This is a genomic window from Nocardia acididurans, from assembly GCF_016741815.1.
GTDB lineage: Bacteria > Actinomycetota > Actinomycetes > Mycobacteriales > Mycobacteriaceae > Nocardia > Nocardia acididurans.
Map to the genome: position 1 here is coordinate 70907 of NZ_JAERRJ010000005.1, position 12878 is coordinate 83784.

The window sequence follows — 12878 nt, forward strand, 5'->3', positions numbered from 1 at the left end:
TCACCTTTCGTTGTGCCGGGACGGTCCGTCTCCGGTGACCGGCGTGGATTTGGTTTCTTCGCACGGCTCCTCGTGCTGTTCGCCGAACGGGTCTGCCCAGCGCGCCACGCGTTCGGGCGCGAACCGCACCTGCCGCAGTTCGTCCTCGTCGACCAGCGCCCAGTGCAGGGCATGCCGGATCTCCTCGGCGTCGGCGTCGTTGACGAGGATCACCAGCGAGGTGTGCCGGTCACCGAAGTGCTCGTTCCAGCGCAGCGAGGCCATGACCCGGCGGGCCGGATCGGCGTCCTCGAGTTCCTCCTCGGTCATGGCCGCCAGCCAGCGGCCCGCGCCGCCGACCCGCAGACCGCCACCGGCGGATTCCAGCCACACCACATCCTCGGGCTGGGTGGCGAGCCAGACCCGGCCGCGCGCGCTGACCACGCCTTCGAGGAGGACGTCGATGGCCGAGTGCAGACGATCCGGATGGAACGGGCGGTCGGTATCGAACTCCAGGAGCACCACACCGCAGTCCGTCTCCAGCGGCGGCTGACCGCGCAGCAGCGGGCCGTGCGGGTCGAAACCGGTTCCGCGCCGGGCATTCTCCGGAATCCGGCCGAGCAGTTCGTCGAGTTCGCCGGCGTGCAGCGCCCCGGGTTCGCTCACCCAGGTGACCGCCGCCTGCGGTGCGAGCCGGGCCAGCACGGCCCCGGTCCGCATGCGCTCCACCGGATCGGCCCCGGCGTCGAAACCGACCAGCGCATCGGCGAATTCGACCTGCCCGACGGCCAGCTGCGCGATGGTCCGATCATCCTCGGCGGTGGCGTGCCCGCGGTCGGACAGCGTCTCGTCGCCCAGTGCGTCGGCCAGCCAGTCGCTGCCGTCCAGGCAGGTGAGCACGGCCTCGATGCGCACACTGCGCCCGGCCGGGCCGTCCACCCGGCCGACCACGCCGGTGACCACGACATCCGCGATGGCCTGGCACACGGCTTCCGCCTCGAAGACCGGGTCCAGCGCGAGCACGATGCGCCGCACCGAATCCCGTTCGGCGAGCAGGCACAGGTACGGCAGCAGGTCCGCGCGCAGCGTGCAGGACACACAGCCGTGCGCGAGTTCCAGCACGCTCATGCTCTCGCGGCCGTCGACCTGTACGAAGCGCCGCACCACGCCCTCGCGCAGTTCGGTCAGATCGTGGCGGACCACGACCGTGCCCGGTTCCGCGCCGAGCAGGTCGGCGGCGCGGCGGACGCCGTCGGCGGCGCGGCCGGGCAGGCCCGCGAGGAGTACGACGGGTTTGCGGCTGGATTCGGACACCACCGGGTACCCCTTTCGACAACGATTTCCATTAACAGGAAACCGAGGGTACATTGTTCCCCGGTCGTTGTCGAAAACGATTGTCATCTGCATCTAGAACTGGAAGGGAGTGGACCATGTCGGCTATCTGCCAGGTCACCGGCCGCAAGCCGGGCTTCGGCAAGTCCGTGTCGCACTCGCACAAGCGGACCAACCGGCGCTGGGACCCGAACATCCAGCGCAAGACCTACTACCTGCCCAGCGAAGGCCGGCGCATCACGCTGACCGTCTCCGCCAAGGGCATCAAGACCATCGACCGCGACGGCATCGAGGCGGTCGTCGCCCGGCTGCGCGCCCGCGGCGAGAAGATCTGAAGGAGTAACCGATGGCATCGAAATCGACCGAACTCCGGCCCATCGTGAAGCTCGTCTCCACGGCCGGCACCGGCTACACCTACGTCACCCGCAAGAACCGGCGCAACGATCCCGACCGCATGGTGCTGCGCAAGTACGACCCCGTCATCCGCAAGCACGTCGACTTCAAGGAATCCCGCTGACATGGCCAAGAAGTCGAAGATCGCGAAAAACGAACAGCGCAGGGAGATCGTGGCCCGGTGGGCCGAGAAGCGTGCGGAACTGAAGGAACTCATCCGCAAGCCCACCACCTCCGACGAGGATCGCGCCGCAGCTCAGACCGCCCTGCAGAAGCTCCCGCGCGATGCCAGTCCGGTACGATTGCGCAATCGGGACGCCGCGGACGGACGCCCGCGTGGTCATCTCCGGAAGTTCGGACTCTCGCGAGTGCGCGTGCGCGAGATGGCTCACCGGGGGGAACTGCCCGGTGTGCACAAATCGAGCTGGTAAGCATCCACGATCTCGTGAGTAAGGAACCGCTGACATGGCAGTGAAGCGAGCACCGTCGAAGAAGGTCCGTGCCGAGCAGGCCCGCCGCCCGAAGAAGAACCCGTTGATCGCCGCCGGCGTCGAAACCGTCGACTACAAGGACGTGAACCTGCTCCGCACGTTCATCTCCGACCGCGGCAAGATCCGCAGCCGCCGCGTGACGGGCCTGACCCCGCAGCAGCAGCGCCAGGTCGCCGTCGCCGTGAAGAACGCCCGCGAAATGGCACTGCTCCCCTTCACGAGCCGGTAGCGGCTCGCGAAACTCCCCACCGGGACACGAAATCGAAAGGGCCCCCGACGCTTACGCATCGGGGGCCCTTCGCCGTGGAGAGGGGCAACTCTCGTGACTCTCAGGGGCTTCGCCCCCGAACCCCCAGGAAGAGGAGGCGCGGCGGCCCACACCCCGAACTCAGGAAGAGGAGGTGGGGAGGGCGCGCCCCGAACTACCGGTTGAGGTGTTGAGCGAGGCGCTTCGGGACCGCGCTGCCGGTCGATCAGGCGACGGCCGCGGCGAGTGGGGGCGGTTCGGGTGCGGGCTCGGAATCCTTGTGGCGCAGGGGGTATGCCGCCGCGGTGGCCAGCAGGCCGGTCAGTGCCAGGGCGGCGGAGGCCCAGCCGATGGATGCCAGGCCATGGGCGGTGATGAGGAGACCGGCGAGGGCGGGGCCGATGATGATGCCGATATTGAAGGCGGTGATGTTGCCTGCGCCGGCGAGGTTGGGGCTCGCGGCGGCGAGGGTGAAGACGCGGACGTTCACGGCGGGGTTGGTCAGGAAGGCGAAGAACTGTTGTGCGGCGGCCAGCAGGATCACCGGGATCGGTTCGGCGGCAACGAGAAGCAGCAGGAGTGAGGCCACGGCCGCGCCGGTGTAGCCGACCGCGAGGGTGGTGAAGGGGTGGCGGTCGGCGACGCGGCCGCCGACGATCAGGCCCGCCAGCGAACCGATGCCCGAAATCACGAGAGCCACAGGGATCCAGCCTGCCGGGATGCCTGCGACCACCACCAGCAGGGCGCCCAGGTAGGTGAAGGTTGCCACGCCCTGACCGGAGGACATGGCCGTCGCGACGTAGGCCAGCCAAAGTCGCGGGTTGGCGATCACGGCGAGCTCCTTGCGCAGGCTGGGCGGAGCGGCCTGTGAACGGCGCTGCGCCGGAATCGTCGCCAGAATTGCCGCCGCGGAGAGAACTGTCAGGGCTACTACGACCCATACCGTTGTGCGCCAGCCGAATTCGTTGCCTATTGCCGTACCCGCCGGGACCCCGAGCACGGTGGCGATGGTGAGTCCGCCTGCCACGATGGACAGGGCGCGGCCCTTGGCGTCGGGTGGCACCAGGCCGATGACGGTGACCGCCGAGACCACCCAGAAGCCCGCGTAGACAACGGCTCCCAGCACCCGGGTGGCCATGAGCGTGCCATAGGTCGGAGCCAGCGCACCCGCGATGTGGGTGACCGCGAAGGCCGCCAGGAAGATCAGCATGGCGCGGCGGCGAGGCCAGCGCAGGGTGGCGACGGTGAGCAGAGGCGCGCCGACCGCCATACCGACCGCGAAGCCCGAGGCGAGCAGGCCCGCGTCGGAGACGGAGACGTTCAGGTCGGCGGCGATATCGGGGAGCAGGCCGGAGAGCATGAGCTCGGAGGTGCCCTGGGCGAAGATCGCTGCCGCCAGGGCGTAGACGGACAGCGGAATGGGTTGCCTCACTGCGGATCTCCTACGTTTTGTATCGTTCTGTACAAAACATGGGCAAGCGAGAAGACCTGTGCCCATGCGAGGGAATACGTGGATCAGAGGGCGGCCATTGCCACCTCGGCGATGGCGCGAAGGGTGCGGCGGTCGCCGCCGCAGCGCGCGGTCACACTGATTCCGGCGAGCGTCGCGTTGATGAACTCGGCGACATCACCCGGGGCGCGATCGCGGGACAACTCCCCCGCCCGCTGCCCGGCGGCCACCACATCGCGGATCGCGGTGGCGCGCAGTTCGTTGTCCGCGCGCAGTAGTTCGTCGACTTCGCTGTCACGCGCACTGCATTCGGTCACGGTGTTGACCGCGAGACATCCGTCCCGCCCGGCCTCCACCGCCATGTCGACCGCATGCTCCAGCACGGCGCGCAAGCGCTGCGGTGCGGGCGAATCCGCCTGCAGCAGTTCGAGATACATTCCCGTGCGCCATCGCGTATACCGCGTCAACGCCTGCAGGAACAGCGCGTGCTTGCTCTGAAATGTGTTGTAGATACTGCTGCGCCGCAGGCCGGTGGCGGTGCACAGCTGCTCGGTGGACGTGGCCTCGTACCCGGTCGCCCAGAACTGCCGCATGGCGGCGTCCAGCGCACGGTCCTCGTCGAACTCCCTGGGCCTCGGCATACGGCTACCGTAGCACGTTTTGGATAGGTCAGTACAATACCGTGCTTCCGGCCTGAAATACGAAGCGGCCCCGGCACTTTCGCGCCGGGGCCGCCCATTGCCTGCCGTCCCCTACGGGATGGTCAGCACCTGACCCGGCTGGATGTTGTCCGGGTTGTCGATGCCACTGGCATTCGCGATGTCGTGGTAGCGGTTGCCGTCACCGTAGAAGCGCTCGGCGATCGCCCACAGGGTGTCGCCCGGCTCGACCGTGTAGGTCTGCGCGGCGGGCGGCGGCGGGGGAACCTCTTCCTGCACGGCGGCGGCCTGGGTGACCGGCTCCGGAGCGGGCAGCGGGTTGTCGGTGTTGGTGCCCGAGGACCACAGCGCGGACCCGTCGGAGCCGTACAGCACGACATTGCGATCGGCCTGCACGACCAGGCGATCGGCGCTCTTGCCGTTGGTCTCGGTGGACCATGCGGCGCTGCCATCGCCCTTGTACACCACGAAGTTTCCGTCGTCCTGCAGGACCGCGCGGTTGACGCCCTGACCGTGGGTGAGGGTGGACCACACCACATTGCCATCGGGCTCGGACAGCACGAGGTTGCCGTCATCTTGCAGAGTCAGGGAGTAAGCGCCGCCTTGGAGCGCCTCTCCGAGACCGAGTTGTTCGCCGACTTTCAACGAGTCGCCCACGGTGGGTCCTTTCCGGAGGGGGGATCATCAGATAAAGCCGATGGCACAGAACTGCATTCGCCAACTTGGTTCGAGGTTACCGACCCGGCGCCGGTCCGCGTAGGGATTCCCCGGTGAGTCCCCGGATAATTTGGCTCACGGTCGCTGAAAGTTCGCCACAGCGTTATATCTACGCCGACCGGTCGGACCGTTAGGGTTGAAACCATGTACAGGATTCGGGCGCGCCGCCTCATGATCACCTCCGGCATCGCACTGCTGGCCGTGGGGCTAGCGGCCTGTGGCGACTCGGAAAACGGTGCAAATCAGACGAAATCGACAACTGCGGCACCGATCACCACCACCGCGGCGCCCGATCCCACCGAGGCGCCGTCGAGCCAACTCGGCCGCCCGTTCACCGCGGACCCCACCATCGTGAACGCGCGCGCCACCACCTTCGACAGCTGGACCCTCGTCGCCCCCGACAAGATCGCCGTCAACTTCCAGACCGGCTCACCCGCCTGCTACGGCGTGGACGCCACCACCACCGAGACCGACAAGACCGTCACCGTCGAACTGCGCGTGGGCACCCGCGCCGACGCCGTCGGCAAGATGTGCACCCAGGAAGCCGTCTTCGGCAGCCTCGAAATCCAGCTGAAGTCGCCCCTCGGCGACCGAAAAGTCCTCAGCGCCAAGTAGACAGCACAGGGCCGGTGTTCCGAACGGAACACCGGCCCCGGAAATTCTCGCCTAGTGGGCGAAGTGGCGCGAACCCGTCAGGTAGAGGGTGACGCCCGCCTCGCGGCACAGTTCGATGGTGTCCTTGTCGCGGATGGAACCACCCGGCTGGACGATGGCGCGAACACCCGCGGCGACCAGGATCTGCGGACCGTCCGAGAACGGGAAGAACGCGTCCGAGGCCGCGACCGAACCCTTGGCCCGCTCACCGGCGCGGTCGACCGCCAGCTTGCAGGAGTCGACGCGATTGACCTGGCCCATGCCGACACCGACGGCAGCGCCGTCGTCGGCCAGCAGGATGGCGTTGGACTTCACCGAACGGCATGCGCGCCACGCGAATTCGAGATCGCGCAGGGTGGCCTCGTCGGCGGCCTCACCGGCGGCGAGAGTCCAGTTGGCGGGGGAATCGCCCTCGGCGTCGAGGATGTCGCGCTCCTGCAGCAGCACGCCGCCACTGACCGGACGCAGTTCCGGACCCTTGCGCTGGGCGGGCTCGGCGACCAGGACGCGCACATTCTTCTTGCGCTGCAACACTTCCACCGCACCCGGCGCGTAAGCGGGGGCCACGATGACCTCGGTGAAGATCTCCGCGACCTGCTCGGCCATCTCGACCGACACCTCACGGTTGGCCGCGATCACGCCGCCGTACGCCGAAACCGGGTCGGTGGCATGGGCTTTGCGATGCGCCTCGGCGATATCCGCGCCGACCGCCACGCCACACGGGTTGGCGTGCTTGATGACCGCCACGGCGGGCGCGTCGAAGTCGTAGGCGGCACGCCAGGCGGCGTCGGCGTCGGTGTAGTTGTTGTACGACATCTCCTTGCCGTGCAACTGCTTCGCCTGCGCCAGACCGGCTTTCCCGGCCTCGCCGGTGTACAGCGCGGCGGCCTGATGCGGGTTCTCGCCGTAGCGCAGGATGTCCTCGCGGTTCCAGGTCGCGCCGATCCACTCCGGGAACTGCTGCGGCGCTTCGGCTTCCGGCTCCGCAGCCGCGGCGGCGGGCGACGCGACGCTGGTCATCCAGCTGGCGACGGCCACATCGTAGGTGGCGGTGTGCTGGAAAGCCTTGGCGGCCAAGGCCGTCCGCTGTGCGAAGGTGAATCCGCCGGCCTGCACGGCCGCGATCACCTCGGCGTAGTCACCGGTGTTGACGACCACGGCGACCGACGGGTGGTTCTTGGCGGCGGCGCGCACCATGGAGGGGCCGCCGATGTCGATCTGCTCGACGCACTCGTCGATGGACGCGCCCGAGGCGACGGTCGCGGTGAACGGGTAGAGGTTCACCACCACCAGCTGGAAGGCTTCGACCCCGAGTTCGACGAGCTGATCGAGGTGCTCGTCCTTGCGGGTGTCGGCGAGGATGCCGGCGTGCACGCGCGGGTGCAGGGTCTTGACGCGGCCGTCCAGGGTCTCCGGGAAACCGGTCAGGTCTTCCACCTTGGTGACCGGGATACCGGCGTCGGCGATCTTGCCGGCGGTCGAGCCGGTCGAGACCAGCTCCACGCCCGCATTGTGCAGACCGGTGGCCAGTTCGATCAGACCGGTCTTGTCGTAGACGCTTACGAGGGCCCGCTTGATCGGCTTGCGTTCACTCACCGGAGAACTCGCTCATCAGGGATAACTGCCTTTCGTCCATCGGAGATGATGCCTCGGTTCGCGACGGCCGCGACGGTCTCCGCCAGCAGCCTCCGCTCCACGACCTTGATGCGTTCGTGCAGGGTGGACTCGTCGTCCTCGGGCTCGATCACGACCGCCTCCTGCGCGAGGATCGGCCCGGTGTCGACACCCGCGTCCACCAGGTGCACGGTGGAACCGGTGACCCGCACGCCGTACGCCAGCGCGTCCCGCACCCCGTGCGCGCCCGGGAACGCGGGCAGCAGCGCGGGATGGGTGTTGATGATGCGACCGCCGAAGCGATCCAGGAACTTCGGGCCCAGAATCTTCATGAAGCCCGCCGACACCACCAGATCGGGGGCGAAAGCCGACACGATCTCGGTGAGCGCGTGATCCCATTCGGCGCGGCCCTCGAAATCACCCAGCGCCACCTTGAACGACGAGACGTCGAAGGCTTCCGCGTGGTCGGTGGCCGCGCAGTCGCGATCCACGCCGACGGCGACGACCTGCGCCGGATAACCCGGCGCGCGAGTGGCTTCGAGCAGCGAACGCAGCAGCGAACCGGTACCGGAGGCCAGCACCACGACGGTCGCGGGCGCGGTCGGCGGTAGCAGCTGGGCGGGCGTGGGCGTCAGCGCACTACTCCTGTGTCTGGGAGCGGGAAGGAATCAGCGGGAGCATGCCCGCCGCCCTAAAGACTAGCTACCGCCCGATCACGCGCTGCAGCCCGCCTCCCCGCGCCTTCAGCGCCCGGCACGGCACCGTGATCGATCGCACACGCGTGCCGGCGGTTGTGAGCGAACCCGATTTCGCTCGCACCCGGCGAGTCACCCGGTCCTCTCGAAATCAGTTGTCACTTTCCACAACCTCGGCGTCGACGATGTCGTCGTCGCCTCTCACGGGGGGACGAGTGGTCGGCTCGGAGTCGTCCTCGACGAGTTCGCCGTCGATGGCGTCGGGGCGGTCCGGGTCGTCGGGGCTGAAGTAGTAGTCGTCGCTGGAATCCTCGGCGGCGTCGGCGTCCTCGGCCTCGTCGTAGTCGTCGTACTCATCGGAGTCGTAGTCGGCGTCTTCGTCGTACTCGTCGTACTCGTCGTCGGCAGCGTCGTAGTCGTCATCCGCGTAGTCGGCGTCGTCGTACTCGTCGTCGTAGTCGTCGTCCTCGGCGACCGCAGCGGCGGCACCGGCCGCCGGGGCGAACCAGTGTGCGGCGAGCATGCCGACATAGCCGGGTACGGCCAGCCAGATGAATGCCAGTGCGGCGGAGAGCAGGATGTTCGGGCCGATCCAACCGAAGGTGCCGAGGTCTCCCCCGGCGAAGACGCCCAGCAGCGAGAGCAGGACGGCCCCGACACCGGCGGCGGTGAGGGTGGCCCAGGGCGCGGTGGCGCGGTCGTCGGAGTGGCGGCCGCAGTCCAGGCCGCTGAGCACGCCCACGGCGGCGGGCACGATGAGCAGCGCCATCCACCAGATCGGGGCCGGGCCGGCGGGCACGGCCGCCAGGAGCGGCAGGGACGGCACCGGCGCGCCTTCGATGGCGAACAGGCTCAGCGAGCCGTCGCCGATGCGCACCTGCCCGCCGAGCAGCAGGCTGACCGCGTCGATCACCACATTCGGCAGGTAGGCCAGCGACAGCAGCGTCAAACCGGCGACGCCGACGATGTTTCCGGCCGCCTGATAGGTCTCGCCGATACGCGACCAGTGCGCCAGGAACGAGACCAGCGTGAGCGCGGTCGCGATCGCGAACAACCGGAACAGCGCCCGCAGCCCCGCCAGCACGCCCGGGATCACCCAGTCCGGCACGGTGATCGGAGCCAGCGACAGCAGTTCCCGCCACCGGCGCGACCCGATGCCCACGGCGGCGGCCAGCGCGTGCAGCCCGATCACCCACGCGAACGCCACCGGCGTATCCGGCGGCCGCAGCGCCACCACCGCGGACGCGTCGTCGGCCACCGCCAGGCAGATCGCGGTGACGATCAGCGGTCCGCCGACGGCCGCCCCCGCGATCCAGCCGAGATCGGCTCGCCCGCAGTCGGGTTCGGCCGCCTTCGCGCAGTCCCGCGCCACCATCCACAGCAGGAACCCGGTCGGCAGCAGCGGCCACAACCCCAGCGCCGTCTTCCCGATCACCAGCGGAACCTGATGCACCGCAAGCCAACTCGCCGCGATCGCCCCCGAGGCCCCGGTCAGCCCGCTGCGCGAGGCCAGCAGCGTCCCGAACACGATCGCGAAGATCAACAGAATGGTGACGCTGGATCCCCGCGCCGCGACGATCAACAACACCCGCGCCCGTTCGGGCGTCAGCGCCCCGAACCCGCCCGGCCCCGGAGGCAGCGGATCGGGATCGTGCGGGAATTCCCGCACCTCATCGTCGATCCGCGCGAGCGCGGTGGATTTCGGAACGTCCATGGACAACCAGCGTGGCAGCATCGAGAGAAGACCTGGGTCAGGCGCGCCGCGCAACAGCGGCGCGCGAAGAGTGGACAGCGCGTGCGGGCCGACGCCCCGGCCTCGGCCGATTCGACGAGAGCCGCATCGCGCCAATGAGAATGGCCTCCGGTGAGATACCGGAGGCCATTCTCATGTCTGCGTCAGCCTTGAGTCGCCCGCCTACTTGTTCTGGTCGTCCTGGCCGGGACGGAACGCGCGGGTGGCGTCGGCGGCCGGATCGGCGCTCTGCTCACCGCCGAACGGGCTCGCGCCCGCACCGTACTGCTGACCCGGCTGCGCACCGAAGTGCTGGGTGGCGGGCTCGCCGCCCTGCTGGCCGTAGGACTGGCCGTAACCCGGCTGCTGCGCACCCGGCTGCTGGCCGTACGAGGGCTGCTGACCGTAGGACGGCTGCTGATGCGAACCGCTGCCGTACCCGGCGGGCTGCTGGCCGAAGGCCGGCGGCTGCTGCTGGTACTGCGGGCCGGTGCCGTACCCCGGCTGGCCGCCCGGCTGACCCGGCTGACCGAACGCCGGCGGCTGGCCCGGCTGACCGAACGCGTTGAACGGCGTGGACTGCTGTCCCGGCTGACCGAACTGGCCGAAGCCGGGCTGCCCCGGACCGTAACCGCCCTGCGGCGCAGCGGGCTTCGGGGCCGGCGGCTTCACGATGCCGAGCGCGAACAGCACCACCAGCACGGCCGCGACGGCCTGCACGAACGACAGGAAGATGATCACCCAGCCGCCCCACTCGGTGCTCGCCTCACCCACGAACGAGGTGAACAGCACCGTCAGGAACGCGGCGACCGATACGGCCGCGGCCACACCGGTCAGATCCTGCTTGGGCAGCAGCGACAGACCCGCGAGCAGACCGCCGAGCAGCAGCAGTCCGGCGATCCCGGCGCTGGCCTCGAACAGGTTGTAGTCGAACGCGAAGGTCGCGTCGCCCGAACCCTTGTACGGCGCGAACCCCAGCAGGAAGTTCAGCACACCGAGGCCGGCGACGGCCGCGGTGAGGAAGAAGGGAAGCCCCTTGGCCCCTGTCGCACTCGACCCAGCAGCAGGAGCCTGCGAGCCGTAGCCGGGTGCGTTGGAAGGCGTCGGCGCGGGCGCGTTGTATCCCGAGCCCCCGGTCGGGTATGACATGTCGTCGTCTCCTTTGAGTCGTTCACGAACTCCCACCGACGCTACTGCACTCAAACGCCCGGGTCACGCCGTACCACCGCCCGCCGCCGAACCGCAATACCGGATTCGGTCCGCGATGGGATGATGGAGGCTGTTCTTGGAGAAGAGCCTCACCAGCACGAGAACCGAACGGTACGGAGGTAGGCGATGACCGTGGAGATGCAGCCGATCTCATCCGGGCAACCGATCAGCGTGGAAGAATTCGACGCTCTACCCGAGGACAACAGCCTGATTTACGAGATCGAGAACGGATTCTTGCTCGTGAACGCTCGCCCGGCAGGCCCCCATATTCGCGCGGTCAAACGACTTTGCGTTCAACTGGAGTCCCAACTGCCGGATGAGTTCGAGGTGCTACCCGACTTCGAAACGGAGCTACCGCAGGGCAGGTCTCCCCGGCGCGTACCGGATCTGGTACTGGTGCCGTGGGAGGTGGGAGACCAGACACGTGTGCGGGGCGATCAGATCCTCCTCGCAATCGAGGTGGCTTCGTCAGCCGACTCGGCGGTACGGGACTACGCAATCAAGCCGGACGAGTACGCCGCGAACGGTATTGCTCACTACTGGGTGGTCGACGTTCTCGAAAACGAGCAAGTCGGGCTCACCGCCTATTCGCTGGGCGACGACGGCAGATACAACAGAGCTCCACGTGTCACCGGTACCGTCCACTTCGATCAGCCCTTCGAGTTGACCGTTGATCTGGACGCACTGGCAGGACGAGGTAATCGTTCCTGAAAGCCAGCCTTCATGACAAAGGCCGCCTGCCGAATTCAGCAGGCGGCCCAAGCTTTTCAGCCGTTGAGCGACTCGATCAGGCGTCGACGCTGGCCTTTTCGAGGATCTCGCGCGCCAGGGCGGCGGTCTCGGACGGGGTCTTGCCGACCTTCACGCCCGCGGCCTCGAGGGCGTCCTTCTTGGCCTGGGCGGTGCCCGCCGAGCCGGAGACGATGGCGCCGGCGTGGCCCATGGTCTTGCCCTCGGGGGCGGTGAAGCCCGCGACGTAGCCGACGACCGGCTTGGTGACGTTGGCCTGGATGTAGGCCGCGGCCCGCTCCTCGGCGTCGCCGCCGATCTCGCCGATCATGACGATGAGCTTGGTCTCCGGGTCCTTCTCGAACGCCTCGATGGCGTCGATGTGGGTGGTGCCGATGACCGGGTCGCCGCCGATGCCGATGGCGGTGGAGAAGCCGAAGTCCCGCAGCTCGTACATCATCTGGTAGGTCAGGGTGCCCGACTTCGACACGAGGCCGATCGGGCCCTTGCCCGCGATGTTGGCCGGGGTGATGCCGACCAGCGACTCGCCCGGGGTGATGATGCCGGGGCAGTTCGGGCCGATGATGCGGGTCTTGTTGCCCTTCTCCACGTTGTAGGCCCACGCGTAGGCGGAGTCCTGCACCGGGATGCCCTCGGTGATGACCACGAGCAGCGGGATCTCCGCGTCGATGGCCTCGATGATGGCGTCCTTGGAGAAGGCCGGGGGCACGAACGCGATGGAGGTGTCCGCGCCGGTCTTCTCGATGGCCTCGGCGACACTCGCGAACACGGGCAGTTCGACGGTGTTGCCGTCGGCGTCCACGTGCGACACGGTGGTGCCGGCCTTGCGCGCGTTCACGCCGCCGACCACGTTGGTGCCCGCCTTCAGCATCAGCGCGGTGTGCTTGGTGCCCTCGCCGCCGGTGATGCCCTGGACGATGACCTTGTTGTCCTTGTTCAGGAAGATAGACATGTTG

At 68.3% G+C, this 12878-nt stretch carries 15 protein-coding genes; 6 read left to right on the top strand and 9 right to left on the bottom strand.

Translation table 11 applies throughout. From position 1 onward, the window contains the following. Entirely contained in the window at positions 1 to 1296 is a 1296-nt protein-coding gene (gene mrf / locus JK358_RS13595; RefSeq protein WP_307817507.1) for a ribosome hibernation factor-recruiting GTPase MRF, read from the bottom strand. 113 nt (positions 1297 to 1409) lie between these two features. Here mrf and rpmB point away from each other — a divergent pair, with 113 nt between their 5' ends. The 4 genes from rpmB to rpsR are packed head-to-tail and all read left to right on the top strand — an operon-like array spanning position 1410 to position 2424. After that, positions 1410 to 1646 (top strand): 50S ribosomal protein L28, encoded by a 237-nt coding sequence (gene rpmB / locus JK358_RS13600; RefSeq protein WP_201947482.1) that lies wholly within the window; start codon positions 1410 to 1412, stop codon positions 1644 to 1646. A gap of 11 nt (positions 1647 to 1657) precedes the next feature. Next, entirely contained in the window at positions 1658 to 1828 is a 171-nt protein-coding gene (gene rpmG, locus JK358_RS13605) for a 50S ribosomal protein L33 (protein ID WP_181583656.1), read from the top strand. A gap of 1 nt (position 1829) precedes the next feature. Then, the gene (gene rpsN, locus JK358_RS13610) at positions 1830 to 2135 is read left to right on the top strand and encodes a 30S ribosomal protein S14 (RefSeq protein ID WP_201947484.1); all 306 of its coding nucleotides are present in this window, start codon (positions 1830 to 1832) and stop codon (positions 2133 to 2135) included. A gap of 34 nt (positions 2136 to 2169) precedes the next feature. Continuing rightward, positions 2170 to 2424, top strand: a complete 255-nt coding sequence (rpsR, locus tag JK358_RS13615) for a 30S ribosomal protein S18 (protein WP_040695439.1) — start codon at positions 2170 to 2172, stop codon at positions 2422 to 2424. 244 nt (positions 2425 to 2668) lie between these two features. Here the strand turns inward: rpsR and JK358_RS13620 are convergent, their stop codons facing one another. From JK358_RS13620 to JK358_RS13630, 3 genes are all read right to left on the bottom strand, one after another. Further along, a complete protein-coding gene (locus JK358_RS13620) occupies positions 2669 to 3874 on the bottom strand; it encodes a Cmx/CmrA family chloramphenicol efflux MFS transporter (RefSeq protein WP_201947485.1) in 1206 nt (401 codons plus the stop codon). 83 nt (positions 3875 to 3957) lie between these two features. Then, complete coding sequence (locus JK358_RS13625) at positions 3958 to 4533, bottom strand: TetR/AcrR family transcriptional regulator (RefSeq protein WP_201947486.1); 576 nt, start codon at positions 4531 to 4533, stop codon at positions 3958 to 3960. 111 nt (positions 4534 to 4644) lie between these two features. Further along, a complete protein-coding gene (locus tag JK358_RS13630) occupies positions 4645 to 5208 on the bottom strand; it encodes a LysM peptidoglycan-binding domain-containing protein (RefSeq protein WP_201947487.1) in 564 nt (187 codons plus the stop codon). A 204-nt stretch (positions 5209 to 5412) separates the two neighbouring features. Here JK358_RS13630 and JK358_RS13635 point away from each other — a divergent pair, with 204 nt between their 5' ends. After that, complete coding sequence (locus JK358_RS13635; RefSeq protein WP_201947488.1) at positions 5413 to 5883, top strand: hypothetical protein; 471 nt, start codon at positions 5413 to 5415, stop codon at positions 5881 to 5883. Between the two features lie 51 nt (positions 5884 to 5934). On the opposite strand, the gene purH is transcribed toward JK358_RS13635, so the two are convergent. The 4 genes from purH to JK358_RS13655 all read right to left on the bottom strand — a co-directional run bounded on the left by purH (position 5935) and on the right by JK358_RS13655 (position 11112). Continuing rightward, positions 5935 to 7518 (bottom strand): bifunctional phosphoribosylaminoimidazolecarboxamide formyltransferase/IMP cyclohydrolase, encoded by a 1584-nt coding sequence (gene purH, locus JK358_RS13640; RefSeq protein ID WP_201947491.1) that lies wholly within the window; start codon positions 7516 to 7518, stop codon positions 5935 to 5937. After that, the gene (gene purN / locus JK358_RS13645; RefSeq protein ID WP_201948355.1) at positions 7515 to 8171 is read right to left on the bottom strand and encodes a phosphoribosylglycinamide formyltransferase; all 657 of its coding nucleotides are present in this window, start codon (positions 8169 to 8171) and stop codon (positions 7515 to 7517) included. The genes purH and purN overlap by 4 nt, the downstream gene beginning before the upstream one ends. 211 nt (positions 8172 to 8382) lie before the next feature. Beyond that, positions 8383 to 9945, bottom strand: coding sequence for a cell division protein PerM (locus tag JK358_RS13650; protein WP_201947493.1), 1563 nt, complete (start codon positions 9943 to 9945; stop codon positions 8383 to 8385). Positions 9946 to 10146: 201 nt separating this feature from the next. Continuing rightward, positions 10147 to 11112, bottom strand: coding sequence for a DUF5336 domain-containing protein (locus JK358_RS13655; protein ID WP_201947495.1), 966 nt, complete (start codon positions 11110 to 11112; stop codon positions 10147 to 10149). A 186-nt stretch (positions 11113 to 11298) separates the two neighbouring features. Here JK358_RS13655 and JK358_RS13660 point away from each other — a divergent pair, with 186 nt between their 5' ends. After that, positions 11299 to 11883 (top strand): Uma2 family endonuclease, encoded by a 585-nt coding sequence (locus tag JK358_RS13660; RefSeq protein ID WP_201947498.1) that lies wholly within the window; start codon positions 11299 to 11301, stop codon positions 11881 to 11883. 76 nt (positions 11884 to 11959) lie between these two features. On the opposite strand, the gene sucD is transcribed toward JK358_RS13660, so the two are convergent. Beyond that, positions 11960 to 12874, bottom strand: a complete 915-nt coding sequence (sucD, locus tag JK358_RS13665; protein WP_201947500.1) for a succinate--CoA ligase subunit alpha — start codon at positions 12872 to 12874, stop codon at positions 11960 to 11962. Positions 12875 to 12878: the final 4 nt, after the last annotated feature.

Excerpts from the sequence above, each read along its gene's own strand:
- rpmB (WP_201947482.1), top strand. The coding sequence starts at position 1,410 with ATGTCGGCTATCTGCCAGGTCACCGGCCGCAAGCCGGGCTTCGGCAAG.
- rpmG (WP_181583656.1), top strand. The coding sequence starts at position 1,658 with ATGGCATCGAAATCGACCGAACTCCGGCCCATCGTGAAGCTCGTCTCC.
- rpsN (WP_201947484.1), top strand. The coding sequence starts at position 1,830 with ATGGCCAAGAAGTCGAAGATCGCGAAAAACGAACAGCGCAGGGAGATC.
- rpsR (WP_040695439.1), top strand. The coding sequence starts at position 2,170 with ATGGCAGTGAAGCGAGCACCGTCGAAGAAGGTCCGTGCCGAGCAGGCC.
- JK358_RS13625 (WP_201947486.1), bottom strand. The coding sequence starts at position 4,533 with ATGCCGAGGCCCAGGGAGTTCGACGAGGACCGTGCGCTGGACGCCGCC.
- JK358_RS13635 (WP_201947488.1), top strand. The coding sequence starts at position 5,413 with ATGTACAGGATTCGGGCGCGCCGCCTCATGATCACCTCCGGCATCGCA.
- JK358_RS13650 (WP_201947493.1), bottom strand. The coding sequence starts at position 9,945 with ATGGACGTTCCGAAATCCACCGCGCTCGCGCGGATCGACGATGAGGTG.
- JK358_RS13655 (WP_201947495.1), bottom strand. The coding sequence starts at position 11,112 with ATGTCATACCCGACCGGGGGCTCGGGATACAACGCGCCCGCGCCGACG.
- JK358_RS13660 (WP_201947498.1), top strand. The coding sequence starts at position 11,299 with ATGACCGTGGAGATGCAGCCGATCTCATCCGGGCAACCGATCAGCGTG.
- sucD (WP_201947500.1), bottom strand. The coding sequence starts at position 12,874 with ATGTCTATCTTCCTGAACAAGGACAACAAGGTCATCGTCCAGGGCATC.